Genomic DNA, 16,490 nt, shown 5'->3' with positions numbered 1-16,490 from the left:
CCTCAACGGACGCAAGCTTTGCGTAGAGATACGCCATCTGCTTCGGCAGACGTATTGCGTTTCAGACATAGAAGCGGATCCGCTTTCTACTCCTGCCTATCACTGCCTTGGTTGAAATTCTTCCCTATTTCAAGCAGTCGGTAATCATTCATTTCTTTCCTCCATCTGTCAGCTAGCGAAATACGTTGTTATTCGACTTGCATTTGACGGCTTGAACTGCGAAAGAAATGCCGTTCTTTGGCAGTTGGTTCGCATACGGGCCTTGTCTTGCATGAATGCAATTTGTTGCGCATTACAAAACTGTTGACAGTAAATTCCAATCTAAGCACAATGAACAATCGTTTGTTCAACCAAGTTTTGCTTGATTAAGGAACCAACAGAATGATTCAGACAGCTCCAGCGACGCTGGCAACGGACGAATCGCCACTTGGCAAAGAAGCAATTACCGACTTTGCAGCGATCGTTGGCGAAGCCAATGTGATGACAGGCGTGGCGGATCGCTACGCCTACAGCCGCGACCGCCTGCCATACGGCCTTTTCCAACTGCGTGCCGGCAATCTTCCCGGCACGCTGCCTTCGGCGATCGTCTCCCCGCACAACACGGAGGAATTGCAGGCGATTGTTGAATACGCGCGCCGCAAGCAGCTCCGTCTTATTCCCTTCGGCGCGGGATCGGGCGTGCTTGGCGGCACGGTGCCGCTCGTCAATGAGGTCGTGGTGGATCTCAAGCGCCTGAACCGCATCGTCGAACTCAACAAGATCGACGGGACGGTAACGGTCCAGGCCGGCATGAACGGCATGCAGTTTGAGGAGGAATTGCGGCGCGAGGGCTTTACTGCCGGTCACCTGCCGCAATCGATTGCCATGTCGACGGTCGGCGGCTGGGTCGCCTGCCGGGGCGCCGGCCAGGCGTCCTCCCGCTACGGCAAGATTGAAGACATGGTCATTGGCCTGAAGGCGATTTTGCCCGACGGACGACCGCTCGACGTCAGGCCGGTGGCCCGCCGTGCGGTCGGACCGAGCATCAAGGACCTGCTGGTTGGTTCCGAAGGCGTGTTCGGCTTCATCACCGAGGTCACGCTGCGTGTCTGGCGCAGCCCGGAGTTCGCGAGCCCGCTGGTGCTGGCTTTCCCCAGCCTTGCCGAAGGCTTCAGCGCATTGCGCGAGGTGTTACAGGCAGAATTGCGGCCGGAGGTCATTCGCCTGTACGACGTCAAGGAAAGCGCGCAGCGCACCGAAGGCATGCCGGAGTTCGCAGGTCATCCCATCCTCTGCATCATGAAGTTTGCCGGCAAGCGCGACCTGGCCATGGTCGAGCGCAGTCTGTCTCTCGCCATCTGTGCCCGCCACGGAGCTGTCGTGGCCGGCAATGCGCCTTACGAGCACTGGGATGCGACGCGCTTCCATTCCTACTCGACGAAGTGGCAGAGCGAAGGCTATTACATGGACACGATCGAGGTGACGGGAACCTGGACCCGGTTGCACGACATGTACACAGCAATGCGTAGCGCCGCCGAGTCCATCCATCCCGACATGCACTTCGGCGCGCACTGGTCACATATTTATCCGGAAGGTGCCTGCCAGTATATGACTATCCGCCTGCCGCCGATGCCGCAGGAAGAGGCACTCCGCCTGCACCGGCAGACATGGGACCGGATCGAGCAGCTGTGCCTGGACATGGGCGGATCGGTTGCTCACCACCATGGAGCAGGGTTGTTCCGGAACCCTTATGTTCGCGCCGAACTGAACGAGGGTTTAAGGTTGCTGCAAATTCTCAAGGATGGACTCGATCCCGACAACCTGATCAATCCCGGAAAGCTCGCCTTGCGCCAGCCGCCCGGCTCCGGCTGGCAATCCTGAGGAGATACCATGAACGAACATCGCGCCACATTGACAACCTGTGCCTACTGTCCGAACACCTGCCGGCCGAGCTATGCTGATAACGACGCAGTACAGACGGAATCACAGACCCCTTCGGCGCTGTCGCTGATCACCCTGGCGGTGCTCGACGGCCGTCTGCCGCTCGACATTGACACGCGGACTGCGCTTGGCAGGCGAGACGCCGCCAATGCCAGCGTAGGGCACTGCACCTACGGCCTGAATATCCCCGCCACGCTCGATGCGGCGCTGGCCGAAAGGATTGAGACATGAGCGCCGTACCTGAAAAGACCTGCCTGATGGGCATCGATATCGGCGCCGGCAGTCTGAAGACCATGATCATCGATTCTTCGGGGCGTGTCCGCGGCAGCGCGGCGGTCGATATCGTTACCCATTCGCCCCATCCGCTCTGGAGTGAGCAGGACCCGGAGGATTGGTGGAAGGCGGTCTGCACCACCGTACCGATGGCATTGAAAGAAGCGGGTCTGACCGCTGGTCAGATTGCCGCCATTTCCTTCAGCGCCGGTGCACACACCCCGGTCCTGGAAGACGGACAGGGCAGACTGGTGCGGCCCGCCATTCTGTGGAATGACCAGCGCAGCGGCGCCGAGTCGCGTGAACTGCAGGAGAAATACGGAGACCGCATCCTCGCCATCGGGCTGAACCGGCCTGCGCCGACCTGGACCCTGCCACAGTTCCTCTGGCTCGCACGCCATGAACCCGACGCCGTGCGTCGCACTGCGCGTGTCTATGTTGCCAAGGACTGGCTGCGCTCGCGTCTGACGGGCACCTGGGAGACCGACCGCACCGAAGCGGTCGGTACGCTGCTATTCGATGCAGCGAACGACAGATGGTCGCCGGAACTGTGCGACATGGCGCACTGGGACATCGCCACGCTGCCGCCGCTGGTGACACCCACCACCATCGTGGGCCAGGTGACGGCGGCAGCGGCGCGTGCCGCCGGGTTGGCGGAAGGCACGCCGGTAGTCTGCGGCACGTCAGATACCTCGATCGAGACCTTCGGTGCGGGCTCGGTCCGTCCGGGAGATGGCACTGTCAAGCTTGCCACTGCCGGCACCATCAGTGTGGTGAGCCGCGAGCCGCGGGTCCACCCGACATTGATCAACTATCCGCTTGCCGTGCCGGGGCTGTGGTACACCATCACAGGGACCAATAGCTGCGCATCGGCACATCGCTGGTTCCGCGACCGCTTCATGATGGGGGCCGGTACCAGCGGCAGCGCCGCGTTCGCCGAAATTGACCGGCTCGCCGCCACCGTGCGCCCGGGTGCCGAGGGATTGCTCTTCCATCCTTACCTGCAGGGCGAACGGGCACCGTACTGGGACCCGATGCTGCGTGCGGACTTCGTCGGCATGACGTTCCGGCACGATAAGGCGCATTTCTCGCGGGCGATCTATGAAGGAATCGCTTTCTCGCTGCGCGATGTGCTCGACCAGTTCCGTGCGCAGGAAATGGATATCCGCACGGCGCGCATCATTGGGGGCGGCTCGAAAAGCGCGACCTGGCGCCAGATCGTCGCAGACGTGCTGAATGTCGAAATTCTCCTGCCGGAGACTACCGATGCCTCTTTCGGCGCCGCCCTGCTTGCCGGCGTGGGTATTGGGGTATTCAGCGATGAATTGTCAGCGGCCGCTGCTTGTGCAAAAGTCATCGACAGGTCGACTCCCGACCCGGACAACGTCGCGTTCTACGATCGCCTGTTCGGGGTCTACAAGGAAGCACAGGCCGGCCTGGCGAACGTCAACCATGCTCTGTCACGCATAACGGGATGAGCGCGATGAACAAGATCGTTCTTTCCAGAGTGTGCAAGCGCTTCGGCGAGCAGGCGGTGGTGCATGAGCTTGACCTCGAGATGGCCGACAGCGAGTTTGTCGTCCTTGTCGGACCGTCCGGTTGCGGCAAGTCGACCACGCTGCGGATGCTGGCCGGACTGGAGGAAGTCAGCAGCGGAACCATCCATATCGGCGGCCGTGACGTCACCCGACTGCAGCCCGGGGAACGCAATATCGCGATGGTATTCCAGAACTATGCGCTGTATCCGCACAAGACCGTGCGCGAAAACCTTGCTTTCGGGCTGCGCATGCGAAAGGTGCCGACAGCCGAAATTGAAAGCAAGGTGCGCTGGGCGGCAGAGATGCTGGGCATCGAAAACCTCCTCGGCCGCAAGCCGCGCGAACTCTCGGGCGGTCAGATGCAACGTGTGTCTCTTGGGCGCGCATTAGTGCGTTCGCCGGAGGTATTCCTGCTCGACGAGCCACTGTCTAACCTCGACGCCAAGCTGCGCATCCGCATGCGGGAAGAAATCGCCCAACTGCATCGGCGCGTCGCCACCAACATGGTCTACGTTACCCATGACCAGGTTGAGGCGATGACGCTCGGCGACCGCATTGTGATCATGAACCAGGGCCAGGTACAGCAAGTAGGGCGGCCACTGGAGGTCTACGACCGGCCAGCCAATCTCTTTGTGGCAGGCTTCATCGGCGCGCCCGAAATGAATCTCGTCAAGGGACGGCTGCGTACCAGCGCCGGACGCTTGATATTCGATGCTCCCGGTCTGCAGGTCCCGGTCGATGCCCCGCCTGCGAAGGCGCGTCCGGATAGCGAAGTTGTGCTGGGCTTCAGGCCGGAGCACGCGCGCATGACCGGTGAGGAAGCCAATGGCAATGCAGCGACGGTGGTCCTGGTCGAACAACTCGGCGCGCAGACGCTGATCATGCTGGAGACGTCTGGCGCCGGTGCGCAAGGCGCAGCATCGGCACGCATCCGCGTCCTCGGTGGCCGACGCAACGATGTGCATCCAGGCGATCGTGCGTGCATCAGTCTGGACTACTCCCGCATTCACCTGTTTGACGCCGCATCGGGAGTGAATCTGGACATGGCGTAACCGTAGTGGCAAGCAGTTCATTTCATCACACTAACAAAGGAGACAAAAAATGACTCAGCGTGACCAGAACGATTTGCTGGCAGAGGAATGCCGTCTTGCCCAGGAGAAGCCACCGGTCAGCCGGCGCAGCGTGCTGAAGTCAGCGGCTGCGGGAGCGGCGCTGATGGCCGTCGGTGCGCCAGCGGTATTTGCGCAGCCCAAGATCCTGCGTTTCCTGAATGCCGAGCCGGGGCGCGAATCGGTACGGGCGCTACGGGTTGCCGCAGCAGAGTACGAGAAGAAAACGGGTATCAAGGTGGTCATCGATACGGTGCCGCCGGACGACGCATACAACAAGCTGCAGAGCGCAATTGCCGCAGGCACCTCTTATGACGTGGGGACGCTCGCGTTCGGCGGCCATGTATTGCTGCTGCAGCAGGCAGACAAACTGGTGCCGCTGACCAAATTGGTGCAGCGTCACAAGTGGGGACCGAACGTCCTGTTTCCCATCAAGGGCGAAAATTACTGGTATCCGTACGACTACAACTTCTGCTGGATGTACTACCGCAAGGATCTGTACCAGCAGAAAGGACTGAAGGTCCCGACCACCTGGGACCAGATGGCGGAAAATTGCAGGGCGCTGACGGAAGGCGGCAAGTATGGCGTAGGCCACCCGGTAGGCTCGAACGCCGCCGCCCAATGGATGTCCATCGGGTACATGTGGGCGGACGGGGTGCGCATGCTGGACAATAATTACAAGCTGATCGTCGACAATGCGGAGATGAAGCCGAAGGTCGTACGCTATCTCGAGTTCATGAAAAAGATGGCGCCATCCATGCCGCAGGGAATGACGCAAGCCCTGTTTGGAACAGTGCTTGGCCAGTACTCCGGCGGACAGATCGCGCACGCGCCGTATGCCGGACGCCTGATTGAGGTATTGGAGGACAAGGCACCGGACTTGGTCGCCAAGACTGGATTCTTCATGTACCCGGACTCGGCCGGCAAGTCCCAGGCCGTCAACCACGGCTACGATGGCTGGGTCGTACTCAACACGCCGATGCGCGAAGAGTCCCTGAAGTTCATGGAATGGTTCGTCGACAACCACTACATCAATTTCCTGCACTCCGCGCCGCTGCACATGCAGCCGCCGCGAATGGATGTTTATGACGACAGCCGCTGGCGTGCGCATCCGCTGATCGAGAAGCATGGGGAACTGGTCGAGTTCATGAAGAGCATACTGACCCGAAAGGACGCGGTGATCCGATCTATCGATACCGAAGGTCCGGAAATCGATCTGCGGCCTGGGAAGATGTTCGAAACGTTTGCCATCTGCGATGCGGTCCAGAATGTCTTGTACAAGAACATGCCGGCCACAGAGGCAGTCGATGTCATGGCAGCGAAATACCGGACCGTGCTCTGACAACCACCTGCCAGGCCCGCAGCGCCGCCGCGCAGCGGGCCTGCGAATTCACGCAGCCAGGTTCAAACATCTATGCTCTCTTTTCGCACAAACAGCGACAAGCTACTGCTGGTCGCCTTCGTCGCCAGCGTCGCCGTCACGCTGGTCCTGATCCTGTTTCCCGTGCTGCACGCGATCCAGCTGAGCTTCTATCGCTCGGAGTCCTTCGTCTCCGAGCGCACCTGGGTCGGGCTTGGAAACTACCTGCGCATGCTGGGAGAAAGCGGTTTCTGGCGAGCGTTCGGAATCGGCATCACATTCAGCGTGGTCACCATCCTGCTGCAGGTCACGCTCGGCATCGCCTGTGCGCTGCTGCTTGACCAGCCGTTCTTTGGCCGTCCGGTAATCCGCGGCCTTGCGGTGCTGCCTTACCTGCTGCCGACAGTGGTGGTCGCAGTTGCCTTCCAATGGCTTCTGGATGGCAGCCTCGGACTGTTTACCGTGTGGGCGGAGCGATTGGGATTTGGTCGACCGGCATGGTTCGAAGACCCGACGATGGCAATGCTGGTCGTGGTGGTCGCCAGCGTCTGGACCTGGACACCATTCGTCACCATCTCGTTTCTTGCGGCCTTGCAGACCATCCCTAAATCCTTGTATGAGGCCGCGCGTGTCGATGGCGCCGGGCCGTGGAAGCGGTTCTGGCATGTCACCATCCCGATGCTGGTTCCGATGCTGATGGTCATCGTCCTCCTGCGCAGTATCTGGATGTTCAACAAGTTCGACATCATCTGGCTGATGACCAAGGGCGGACCGCTGTCGGCCACCGAGCATTTGCCGGTCATGGCTTATCGAAAGGCCTTCCTGCAGTATGACGTCGGGGGCGGGGCGGCAGTCGCCACGCTCTCGTTCGCCGTACTCTCGATACTGATCATCGTGTACTTCTACTTCTATCCGCTGGACGGAAAGGGTGGCAACAAATGAACGACCGACCGTTGATCCTGCGCGCCATGACACTGGTGGCCGCCGCACTGCTCGGACTATGGTCCTTTTTTCCGATCTATTGGATGATCGCTTCCAGCGTTCGGCCCGAGCGCGACCTGTTCGCCCCGCCGAAGCTGATCCCGGAAAACATCGACTGGAAATTCAGTGCCTACCGCAACCTGCTGGAGCTGACCGATTACCCGGTGCAATTTGCTAACAGCGTGCAGGTCGCACTGGCCGTCGTGGTGATCACCCTGCTGGTGTCAGTGGTGATTGCCTATGTCGTGACCCGCTACCGGGTACCGGGCAAGACGCTGATCATCGGCAGCATGTTGTATGCCTATATGTTTCCGCCGCTGCTGCTGGCGATTCCACTATTGTCGATCTTCGCGCGCATGGGGCTGGCCGATCACCTGATCGCCGTGGTCATGGCGCATTGCACGCTGTCGATTCCGCTGGGCGTCTGGATGCTGTGGGGATTTTTCAAGGCCATGCCGTTCGATCTCGAGGAGGCAGCAATGGTCGATGGCTGCTCACGAGCTGGCGCCTTCTTCCGCATGGTGCTGCCGCTGTCGGCGCCGGGCATCATCACCGTGGCGATTTTTTCGTTCCTGCTGTCCTGGACCGACTATGTGTTCTCATTCGTGCTGGTCAACAGCGATGCGAACAAGACCCTGCCGGTCGGACTCGCCTCGATACTCGGCACCTTCGATGCGCGATGGGGTGAACTGATGGCGGGCGCGACGCTGATTGCGTTGCCTCTGTTCATCATGTTCATGTTCCTGTCACGCTATTTCATCAAAGGCCTCGCGGCTGGCGCACTGAAAGGTTAGATCATGGATTTCGGATTGCAGGACAAGGTTGCACTGATTACTGGCGGCGCACGCGGTATTGGCCTGGCTGATGCGCGTGCACTGGGAGAGGAAGGGGCGCTTATCGTGCTCAATGAACTCGACCCCGAGGCAGGGGAGGTGGCGGTCAATGCACTCACCGGCATGGGCATACACGCGGTCTGCTATCCGGGGGACGCCGCCGACGAGTCGGTGGCACGGAATACGGTCGCCCGCATCGTTGAGCGCTTCGGGCGGCTCGACATCCTGGTCAACAACGCAGGTATCGGCGTCAAGCCGGCCTACCACGTGGAAGACATGCCAGTTGATGCCTGGGACACAATGATCCATGTCCACATGAGAAGCACCTTTTTGTGGTCGCGCGAAGCGATGACTGCGATGAAGGTAAATCGCTTCGGCCGCATTATCAATGTGTCGTCGATGAACTTCACCGGCGGTGGGCGGCCGGGAGTGGCACACTATGCGGCGGCAAAGGCCGGGATCGCAGGGTTCACGCGCACGCTCGCCAAGGAAGCCGGCCCACTTGGAATTACCGCCAATGCAATTGCTCCTGGCTATGTCGAGACCGAACTGATTGCGCAATTCTCTGAAGAGATGCGTGAACGGCTCTGCAAGCAGAACCCGGTGGGCCGCACCTGCAGGCCGGAAGAAGTCGCTGCGTTAGTGGTCTTTCTCTGCTCGCACCAGGCAGCGTTCATCAACGGCGAACTGGTGTGCATGGATGGCGGCCGGCGCGATTTCTATTGGGGAAATTGAAAGGACGAAGAATGACAGTCAAGACCATAGGTTTTCCAGGCCGGTATCTTCAGGGACCGGGTGCCATTGCCGAGCTGGGCAGCCTGCTGCGGGAATTCGGCTGCATGTCGCCGGTTGTCGTCATGGACGATATTGTGCGGCAAGCTGCCGGCGCCGCGCTGGATACAGCGCTGGCATCTTCGGGCGTCAGTGCCCGGCACTTGCGCTTCGCCGGCGAATGCACGAAGGAGTCGATCCAGGCACTGTCCGAAGAAGGTGCCGGCGCCGATCTGGTGATAGGCTTCGGCGGCGGAAAAACCATTGATACCGCGAAAGGCGTCGCGAAGGCGGTTGGCGCGCGGCTCATGATCGTGCCGTCGATCGCCTCCAATGACTCCCCGACCAGCCGTCTGATCGTGCTCTACGACGAGCAGCACCGGGTCGCTGGCGTCGAGACCATGACGCGCAATCCTGACGTGGTTCTGGTCGACACTGCGATCATCAGCCGTGCGCCAGCCCGATTCTTCAGCGCCGGGCTGGGCGATGCACTGAGCAAGAAATTCGAGGCGCAGCAATGTCATCTCGCCGGCGGGAAGAACTTCTTCGGCACTGCGTCACTGGCGACGGCGCGCCTTCTGGCGGACCGCTGCTACGAGACGATCATCGAGTTCGGAGCAGAAGCAGTGCGCCAGGTACGTACCCATGGTACGCCGAACGAAGCGGTCGAACGCGCGGTCGAGGCATCCGTCCTGCTCAGCGGTCTCGGTTTCGAAAGCGGCGGGCTGTCGTTGTCGCATGCGCTGACACGCGGCTTCACGGCGCATCCGGTACTTGGCGGATTCTTGCACGGCGAACTGGTTGCGTTCGGCACCATCGTACAGCTGATCGCCGAAGAGCGCCCGCTGGAAGAAGTGGAACGGCATGCGCGTTTTTGCCGCGAGCTGGGATTGCCTGTGCGCTTTGCGGACATGAACGTGCCGGCCATCACTGACGATGAACTGGACGGCATCACTGAAAGGACATGCGCGGCGCCGTATATCGGGAATCTGCGTCCTGCGGCGAACGCGTCGCGGGTCGCCGATTGCCTCCGCCGCGCCGATGCGCTTGGGCGAGGGCTGGATTAGCTGGGTTAGCGGCCAGCCGGCCGCGGCGCCGCGGTCGAGCCGCGCACGACCAGTTCCAGCGGCAGCAACGCCTCGGATACGCCGTCGCGGCGTCCCTCGATAATATCGATCAGACCAATCGCGCCGTCGTATCCCATCTGGTCGATCGGCATGCGCACCGTCGTCAGTGGCGGATACATCGCTTCTGCCAGTGCGCCGTCGTGGACGGTGATGACGGACAGATCTTCGGGGATGCGCAGGCCGTACTGCTGGATTGCCATTACCGCGCCAGCCGCTGCCGTCAGTGTGATCGGGAACACCGCCGTCGGCGGCGCGCTGGACCGTTGCAGCACCGCCCGCATCGCGTCGGCACCGCCCTTGATCGTATAGCCGGATACCTCCACCAGGCTTGGGTCAATGGCGATACCTGCCAGCTCCAGCGCATCGCGATAACCCGCGAAGCGACCGACACCGGTGGATGGGTTGAGCTGGCCGGACAGATGGGCGATGCGGGTATGTCCGAGGCCGATCAGATGTTCCATCGCCATTCTGGCTGCTCTGGCACTCTCGAAGTAGACCGAATTTTCAATTCCGTCGACGGTGCGATTGAGCATCACGACCGGCACCCTTGCTTTTCGCGCCGCCCGCAGCACGACGCTGTTGTCGTCGAGCGTGGTGATCAGCAGGCCGTCGACCCGGTTGGCGGTAGCTAATCGTTCGTACGCATCCTCGTCCGACGATCCTTCTCCGATGTGCGCAATCAGCAACGAATAGCCGCGTTCGCGCGCTCCGCGCTCCGCTCCAATAATCATCTGCGAGTACACCGGATTGTCGAGCTGCGGGACCGCGATACCCAGCGTAAATGTTTTCGCCGCGCGCAGGCTGCGTGCAGTGAAGTTGGGCCGGTAGTCCAGTGCCTTGGCCGCATCCAAAATGCGCTGTCTGGTTTCCTCCGCCACACGCTGCTTCTGCACGCCGCGCAGCACCCGGGATGCGGTGGAAACATCGACGCCTGCCGCATGTGCGACATCATTCAGGGTGGCGCGGATCGTTGCCGCAGCCGGGGTGTGATCGTTGGACATGTGTCTGGCCAGGGCCTTCCTCGAGCCGATAGGGTAGGGGGCGTTGCATGGAGGAAGAAGCACCGCCTCAAGGTGGATATTTTACTCGGCGGGCACCCGCACGGTGAAGCAAAACTGCAAGTTCTTTTGCAGCAAAAGTGAGACTCCCATCCTGGTGAAGCAAAGAGCCGAAAACTTTCCCTTAGATCGGCACTCATCCCGGGAGGGAATCAAAGTGAAAAGCTTGTTCTCATGACTGGTATAGTTGCTGGAAATCCCCGATATCCACTTCTACCTATGTGCCTGGCATTATGAAGAACCATCCAGTTGGAGGCGCGCGCCAGCATCGCGAGGCGATCATGGAGGATGTGCACGACCAAAAACGAGAGCGCATCCTCGCCGTCGCCGAAGAGCTCTTTTTCCAGCGAGGCTATGCTGGCACGACGATGTCAGACATCGTCGAACAGCTCGGCGTTGCCAAACCATACCTGTATTATTACTTCAGCAACAAAGCGGAAATATATGAAACCCTGACCCTACGTTCTTCGCATGCCTGCCTGACGGCCATGCACTTTGACGCGAGCGATACCCGACCTGCGGTGGAAAAGCTGAGGGAAGGGCTGCAACGATTTGCCACCGCTAATGTCCTGTATTTCAAATCCGGTACGTTTGCTTACCGTGAAAGTGCCACGCGTCATCCCGAAGTCGACCGCGAGGTGCGCAACCTCGCCCGCAAGTTTTATAAGGAACTGCGCAGTCTGCTCGACGAGGGACGAGAGAATGGTGATCTTGACTTCGAGGACACGAAACTGACGGCGTTCGCCATCGGAAGCATCGCTGGGTTCCTTTACACCTGGTACAAGCCGGACGGGGCGATATCTCCGGAAGACATGGCGGCGCAACTAACCTCAATCCTGTTGCGCATTGCTGGCGACCGGCCACGGACGACGCGCGCGCGGGGCCGGTCCTGCTCCCGATAGGGCGCTTATGTGTGTCATACCAATCCCAACCCATAACGCACCATGAGATCGCGTCTTTTTCTGGGCGCGCCGAGCTGCCTGCCTGCGTTGCACTCGTCGTCAATAGCCCGCTATTGACTCCTCCTGCGCCTTGTCAGTCAAAAAAATCCATCGATTTCATTTGTCACGTTACAGGTCGGGATTGGTATCAGGCGTTCGCCAATTTGCGCCGTAGCAGTTTGCCGGTCCCGGTCGCCGGCAATGACTCTCGGAACTCGACGATCCTGGGTACCTTGTACGTCGACATATTCGCGCGGCACCATGCAATTAGTGCCTCGTCGGTAAGGACGTCTACACCGTCCTTCAGCACCACCACCGCCTTCACAACCTGTCCCTTGACAGGATCCGCGACGCCAATGACCGCAGCTTGGCGGATGGCCGGATGCCTGATCAGAATCGTTTCGACTTCCTCTGGAAACACGCTGTAGCCGGAGATCTTGATCATCTCCTTAAAGCGTCCGGAAAACGTCAGGTAACCGTCTGCGTCCAGATTTCCCATGTCGCCAGTGTGCACCCAGCCATCACGTAGTGTTGCAGCCGTCGCTTCGGGTTTGTTCCAGTACCCCCTGAACGTGCCGGGACTGCGCAACACGATTTCCCCCATTTCCCCGCTTGGCTGCTCGTTACCGTTCTCGGGATCGAGGATGCGGCATTCGACCCCGGGCACCAGCTTCCCATGCGTTCCCCATTTGACCGCGTCCAGCGGCATATAGGTATCCCAGGTGTGGGTCTCAGATAAACCGTAAGTCGCCTCATAGGTGTGGCAACGGCCGGTAAACTTGCGCCATTGTTCAGCAAGCGCTTCAGTCAGGATGATGCCGAAACTGGTTACCGGATTCAGGCGCAGTGACTGTAAATTGTATCGAGTCGCATTTTCCACTTGCATTGCGGAGACATTCATTGTCGCGATGCTGTACCAGCAACTCACTTGATAATGGTCGATTGCCTGCAAGGCGGTGGCTGGATCGAAGCGGTACATCAACACCGTGGTGGCGCCCGTATAGACCGTTAGATTGATCCCCATCAGCATGCCGGCAATATGATAGAGCGGTGCGATCGCCAACAGGATGTCATTTTCGTTTAGCTCGTTACAATCACCGGCCGCCGATGCCTTGAACAGCGCGTTGCGATAGGAAAGCATCGCGCCTTTGGGCATTCCGGTTGAGCCGGAGGTATAAGTCATCAAGGCGACGTCGTCCATGGAAACCACGAGAGACGGCGGCATGTCGTGCAAGCCTCGGATCGCGTCGAGGAAATCGAGTGTGCCCGAGATTGGCTGCCGGGCCGTGCGAAGCTCCTCAGGAACATCAAGCGTCGGCTGGGACGGCAGGAAGTCGCCGTAATGGGTGAGGAAGCAATGCTTTAACGCGGTTTGCCCTTGCACCGCCGCTACAATCGGATACAGGTTATCGGCTGCAACAATGACCTCGGCCCCGAGGTCGGCCAGTTGATATGCCAACTCATGTTCCTTGAAGAGCGGGCCGCAGGGGCCGACTACGGCTCCCAGTTTTTGAATGCCGAAATGGGCAATCACGTACTGCGGACAGTTCTGCATGAACAGCGCAACGCGGTCACCTTGCTTGACACCGAGGGACGCGAGCTTACTTGCGAAAGCGTCGCTCAGATGGTCCAATTCCGCGTAGGTAATGACGGCGCCGTACCAAATGAAGGCGGCCTTGTCGGGGCAAGCCAAGGCGTGCTGGCGCAGGTAATCATGCAGGGGTTTCTCTCCTTGTCGGTACGTGGCGCAGTGCATGGTGTTGTCTCCTTTTATGGGTGTGCGGATCAAGCGGGGCAAATGAATCGGCTGATTGCACGGGGCGCGCCCGCGCGTCAATAGCAAAACCTACCAACTGGTAGTATATTACTACCAGCCAGTAAAAAGTTCTGGTTGATGACACGCTCATCTTTTCCACAACAATTCAACGGAGACAGCATCATGAACAAGCGGGTTAGCTACTTACTGGCCGTCGCAGGCACATCGGGTCTATGCGCGCTGCCGGTGCAGGCACAGAAGATGACGGATGACGTCGTAAAGATTGGCGTGCTTAGTGACATCTCAAGCGCGTATGCGGATATCGGCGGCAAGGGTTCCATTGCGGCTGCCAAAATGGCTATCGCTGACTTCGGCGGTAAGGTGCTGGGCAAGCCCGTCGAACTGGTGTCAGCCGACCACCAGAATAAAGCTGACGTTGCCTCGACGACTGCACGTACCTGGTTTGATCGGGAAAAGGTAGACGTCGTGTTTGGCCTGGGGAACACTGCGGTTCACATGGCAGTAGCTAATATCGGGAAGGAAAAGAATCGCGCGATCATTAATACTGAAGCTGCCTCCAGCGGCATCACCGGCGAATCCTGCAGCCCGGTTGTCGTGCATTACACCTACGATACCTATGCGCTAGCTAAGAGCACCGCAAAGGCAATCGTCGAGCAGGGAGGAAAATCTTGGTATATGGTCGCAGTGGATTACACCTTTGGACAGGCATTGACCAAGGACGTGACAGACGAAGTACAAAAAGGGGGCGGAAAAGTAATGGGCGTGGTCAAGCACCCGCTAAATGCTCCCGACTTCTCGTCCTACTTGCTCACCGCCCAAGCGTCAAAGTCGCAGGTAATCGGTCTGGCGAACGCAGTAAGCGATACCATTAATTCGATCAAGACTGCGCGTCAGTTTCAGATTACCGATAAGCAGAAAGTAGCAGCCATGTTGCTGTTTCTGACCGACGTACACGCGCTCGGCCTTGAGACCGCACAGGGCATGTACGCTACTACCGGGTTTTATTGGGACCGCAACGATGAAACCCGCAAATGGTCGAATCGATACTTTAAAGAGGTCGGCAAGATGCCCACCATGGCTCAGGCCGGCACCTATTCGGCCGTGACTACGTATCTGAAGGCGGTGCAGGCCGCCGGCACAGACAACACGGCTACAGTGATGACGACGCTAAAGAAACTCCCGATTGACGATTTCTTTGCGCGTGGTGGGAAAATCCGGGAAGACGGGCGTATGGTACATGACATGTATCTGATCCAGGTGAAGACCCCGGCCGAGTCAAAGTATCCCTGGGATTACTACAAGGTCGTGGCGACGGTGCCGGGCGACGAGGCTTTCCGTCCGTTGGCGGACGGTAACTGCCCGATGATCAAGAAATAGTCTTTCGTCATCTCACACACGTGGATATACCCCCATAGGCACCGGCATTCTTTGTTCTGGCATGTAACATGCTCACGCTTAACCTCGACTTCGGCAAGAGCTTGCACGCCGCCTTGGCGGCATGCAAGCTCGCCACACCGATATGAGCGGTTTCGTCTAATTGAAAGAAGCCTTACTGCCCAGTGAAAGGGGATGACGATGAAAAAAGCTGTTAGGCGGCTCTTGTTGATGGCCGTCATGTCGCCGCTTGCTTGCCACGCCTACGATTTCCCGACGACTGACCGCGTCGAGTACGTGCTCGAATGCATGAAGAATCATGGAGGCAAGCAGGAGTACCTGTACAAATGCTCTTGTGCGATAGACAATATTGCCAAGAAGCTAAAGTATGACGAGTACGTCGAGGCCTCGACTGCCCAGCGATACCAGAGCCTCGGCGGTGAACGCGGTGCAGTGTTCCGCGATCCGCAGAATGTAAAGAAGGTGGCCAAGAACTATAAGGCGATCGAAGACGCCGCCCAGTCTGCCTGCTTCGCGGGGTAATCGGTGCACAGTCAGGGTTCCCGCTTGCCGGTTTACTGCCGGCTAATCCGCTTGTCTATGCCGCTGCTGGCGGCTGCGGCACCTTTGGGTGCTCATGCGGATCCTGCTTTGAAGACATTGCTCATGCTCGACTTTGAAATGATCGACGAGACCGGCGATACATCTGCCTTGCCTGCCCAGAATGCGCGCCTGGAAATCATCAGCCAACAGCTGAGCAACGAATTCCATCAAAAACAGCTCTATACGATCCTCGACCGGGCACCGGTACAGGCAATGATCGATGAGCAGCGCAGCCGCTTCAAACTGAATGATTGCAACGGCTGCGAATTGGATATCGCCAGGGCGCTCAACGCTGATCGTGTCCTGACCGCATGGGTGCAGAAGGTCAGCAACCTGATCCTGAACCTCAACATCGAGATAAAGGATGCCAGGACGGGCGCCACTGTCTTGATGAAATCAGTCGATATCCGCGGCAATACTGACCAGACCTGGACACGTGGGATCAATTTCATGGTACGCAGCATGGTCGATAAACAGCAAGGCAACCGATAAGGCTCGCCAGCGTCTGACAGCGCCGACGTATCTATGCCTCGCAGCGTGCCCGTACGGGTCTTCACCAGCGTGACACGAAATCGGCACAAGCCGGAACAAGGCGTTTCGCAGCATGTTCACGAAGCAGGACATGGTGCTCCGCAACATCCACGCGATAGCAGCATGTCGAGCCGTACACCAAAGAAGGTACGGTAGCTGACGCGATATTCGATAGGGACAGCCTTGTTGCGACTGGCATGCTAAGTGCTACGTTGTTCCCAGGGTAACGCCGGTTGTTTCATCCGGCTCTTGGCCAAAGCCCGGTGATTTACACCGGCACCTTGCCGATAAAAA

General features: G+C 59.1%; 15 protein-coding genes. 13 read left to right on the top strand and 2 right to left on the bottom strand.

Going from position 1 to position 16,490, the window contains the following annotated elements:
• Positions 1 to 381: 381 nt before the first annotated feature.
• The 9 genes from ASE07_RS23955 (at position 382) to ASE07_RS23915 (ending at position 9,852) form a co-directional block, all read left to right on the top strand.
• Positions 382 to 1,860 (top strand): FAD-binding oxidoreductase, encoded by a 1,479-nt coding sequence (locus ASE07_RS23955; RefSeq protein WP_057293326.1) that lies wholly within the window; start codon positions 382 to 384, stop codon positions 1,858 to 1,860.
• 9 nt (positions 1,861 to 1,869) lie between these two features.
• Complete coding sequence (locus tag ASE07_RS23950; protein WP_057293325.1) at positions 1,870 to 2,151, top strand: hypothetical protein; 282 nt, start codon at positions 1,870 to 1,872, stop codon at positions 2,149 to 2,151.
• Positions 2,148 to 3,671 (top strand): xylulokinase, encoded by a 1,524-nt coding sequence (gene xylB, locus ASE07_RS23945; protein WP_057293324.1) that lies wholly within the window; start codon positions 2,148 to 2,150, stop codon positions 3,669 to 3,671. The genes ASE07_RS23950 and xylB overlap by 4 nt, the downstream gene beginning before the upstream one ends.
• A gap of 5 nt (positions 3,672 to 3,676) precedes the next feature.
• A complete protein-coding gene (locus ASE07_RS23940) occupies positions 3,677 to 4,783 on the top strand; it encodes an ABC transporter ATP-binding protein (RefSeq protein WP_057293449.1) in 1,107 nt (368 codons plus the stop codon).
• Between the two features lie 49 nt (positions 4,784 to 4,832).
• Positions 4,833 to 6,182, top strand: a complete 1,350-nt coding sequence (locus ASE07_RS23935) for an ABC transporter substrate-binding protein (RefSeq protein WP_082584422.1) — start codon at positions 4,833 to 4,835, stop codon at positions 6,180 to 6,182.
• Between the two features lie 72 nt (positions 6,183 to 6,254).
• The gene (locus ASE07_RS23930; protein ID WP_057293323.1) at positions 6,255 to 7,142 is read left to right on the top strand and encodes a carbohydrate ABC transporter permease; all 888 of its coding nucleotides are present in this window, start codon (positions 6,255 to 6,257) and stop codon (positions 7,140 to 7,142) included.
• The gene (locus tag ASE07_RS23925) at positions 7,139 to 7,975 is read left to right on the top strand and encodes a carbohydrate ABC transporter permease (RefSeq protein WP_057293322.1); all 837 of its coding nucleotides are present in this window, start codon (positions 7,139 to 7,141) and stop codon (positions 7,973 to 7,975) included. Before ASE07_RS23930 ends, ASE07_RS23925 begins: the two co-directional genes overlap by 4 nt.
• A gap of 3 nt (positions 7,976 to 7,978) precedes the next feature.
• Complete coding sequence (locus tag ASE07_RS23920; protein WP_057293321.1) at positions 7,979 to 8,749, top strand: SDR family NAD(P)-dependent oxidoreductase; 771 nt, start codon at positions 7,979 to 7,981, stop codon at positions 8,747 to 8,749.
• Between the two features lie 11 nt (positions 8,750 to 8,760).
• Positions 8,761 to 9,852 carry a glycerol dehydrogenase gene (locus ASE07_RS23915; RefSeq protein ID WP_057293320.1) on the top strand — a complete coding sequence of 364 codons (1,092 nt, stop codon included), beginning with the start codon at positions 8,761 to 8,763 and terminating at the stop codon, positions 9,850 to 9,852.
• 5 nt (positions 9,853 to 9,857) lie between these two features.
• Here the strand turns inward: ASE07_RS23915 and ASE07_RS23910 are convergent, their stop codons facing one another.
• Positions 9,858 to 10,913: a LacI family DNA-binding transcriptional regulator gene (locus ASE07_RS23910; protein WP_057293319.1), complete on the bottom strand. Its 1,056-nt coding sequence runs from the start codon at positions 10,911 to 10,913 to the stop codon at positions 9,858 to 9,860.
• A 290-nt stretch (positions 10,914 to 11,203) separates the two neighbouring features.
• Between ASE07_RS23910 and ASE07_RS23905 the strand changes: the two genes are divergently transcribed.
• Positions 11,204 to 11,872: a TetR/AcrR family transcriptional regulator gene (locus tag ASE07_RS23905; protein WP_057293318.1), complete on the top strand. Its 669-nt coding sequence runs from the start codon at positions 11,204 to 11,206 to the stop codon at positions 11,870 to 11,872.
• 187 nt (positions 11,873 to 12,059) lie between these two features.
• Here ASE07_RS23905 and ASE07_RS23900 read toward each other — a convergent pair whose 3' ends face one another.
• The gene (locus tag ASE07_RS23900; protein WP_057293317.1) at positions 12,060 to 13,667 is read right to left on the bottom strand and encodes an AMP-binding protein; all 1,608 of its coding nucleotides are present in this window, start codon (positions 13,665 to 13,667) and stop codon (positions 12,060 to 12,062) included.
• A 183-nt stretch (positions 13,668 to 13,850) separates the two neighbouring features.
• Here ASE07_RS23900 and ASE07_RS23895 point away from each other — a divergent pair, with 183 nt between their 5' ends.
• From ASE07_RS23895 to ASE07_RS23885, 3 genes are all read left to right on the top strand, one after another.
• Entirely contained in the window at positions 13,851 to 15,065 is a 1,215-nt protein-coding gene (locus ASE07_RS23895; RefSeq protein WP_057293316.1) for an ABC transporter substrate-binding protein, read from the top strand.
• A 198-nt stretch (positions 15,066 to 15,263) separates the two neighbouring features.
• The gene (locus ASE07_RS23890; protein WP_057293447.1) at positions 15,264 to 15,605 is read left to right on the top strand and encodes a hypothetical protein; all 342 of its coding nucleotides are present in this window, start codon (positions 15,264 to 15,266) and stop codon (positions 15,603 to 15,605) included.
• A 108-nt stretch (positions 15,606 to 15,713) separates the two neighbouring features.
• A complete protein-coding gene (locus tag ASE07_RS23885; RefSeq protein ID WP_162256944.1) occupies positions 15,714 to 16,157 on the top strand; it encodes a DUF3280 domain-containing protein in 444 nt (147 codons plus the stop codon).
• The last annotated feature ends 333 nt before the right edge of the window (positions 16,158 to 16,490 follow it).

Source organism: Noviherbaspirillum sp. Root189, assembly GCF_001428545.1.
GTDB lineage: Bacteria > Pseudomonadota > Gammaproteobacteria > Burkholderiales > Burkholderiaceae_D > Noviherbaspirillum.
The sequence above is the reverse complement of the archived record's forward strand: the minus strand, read 5'-3'. Positions and strand labels throughout refer to the sequence as shown.

Bases quoted from the DNA above. Each gene is read 5' to 3' on its own strand.
- ASE07_RS23925 (WP_057293322.1), top strand. From the start codon at position 7,139: ATGAACGACCGACCGTTGATCCTGCGCGCCATGACACTGGTGGCCGCC.
- ASE07_RS23910 (WP_057293319.1), bottom strand. From the start codon at position 10,913: ATGTCCAACGATCACACCCCGGCTGCGGCAACGATCCGCGCCACCCTG.
- ASE07_RS23935 (WP_082584422.1), top strand. From the start codon at position 4,833: ATGACTCAGCGTGACCAGAACGATTTGCTGGCAGAGGAATGCCGTCTT.
- ASE07_RS23940 (WP_057293449.1), top strand. From the start codon at position 3,677: ATGAACAAGATCGTTCTTTCCAGAGTGTGCAAGCGCTTCGGCGAGCAG.
- ASE07_RS23895 (WP_057293316.1), top strand. From the start codon at position 13,851: ATGAACAAGCGGGTTAGCTACTTACTGGCCGTCGCAGGCACATCGGGT.
- ASE07_RS23920 (WP_057293321.1), top strand. From the start codon at position 7,979: ATGGATTTCGGATTGCAGGACAAGGTTGCACTGATTACTGGCGGCGCA.
- ASE07_RS23905 (WP_057293318.1), top strand. From the start codon at position 11,204: ATGAAGAACCATCCAGTTGGAGGCGCGCGCCAGCATCGCGAGGCGATC.
- ASE07_RS23890 (WP_057293447.1), top strand. From the start codon at position 15,264: ATGAAAAAAGCTGTTAGGCGGCTCTTGTTGATGGCCGTCATGTCGCCG.
- ASE07_RS23955 (WP_057293326.1), top strand. From the start codon at position 382: ATGATTCAGACAGCTCCAGCGACGCTGGCAACGGACGAATCGCCACTT.
- xylB (WP_057293324.1), top strand. From the start codon at position 2,148: ATGAGCGCCGTACCTGAAAAGACCTGCCTGATGGGCATCGATATCGGC.
- ASE07_RS23915 (WP_057293320.1), top strand. From the start codon at position 8,761: ATGACAGTCAAGACCATAGGTTTTCCAGGCCGGTATCTTCAGGGACCG.
- ASE07_RS23900 (WP_057293317.1), bottom strand. From the start codon at position 13,667: ATGCACTGCGCCACGTACCGACAAGGAGAGAAACCCCTGCATGATTAC.
- ASE07_RS23950 (WP_057293325.1), top strand. From the start codon at position 1,870: ATGAACGAACATCGCGCCACATTGACAACCTGTGCCTACTGTCCGAAC.
- ASE07_RS23930 (WP_057293323.1), top strand. From the start codon at position 6,255: ATGCTCTCTTTTCGCACAAACAGCGACAAGCTACTGCTGGTCGCCTTC.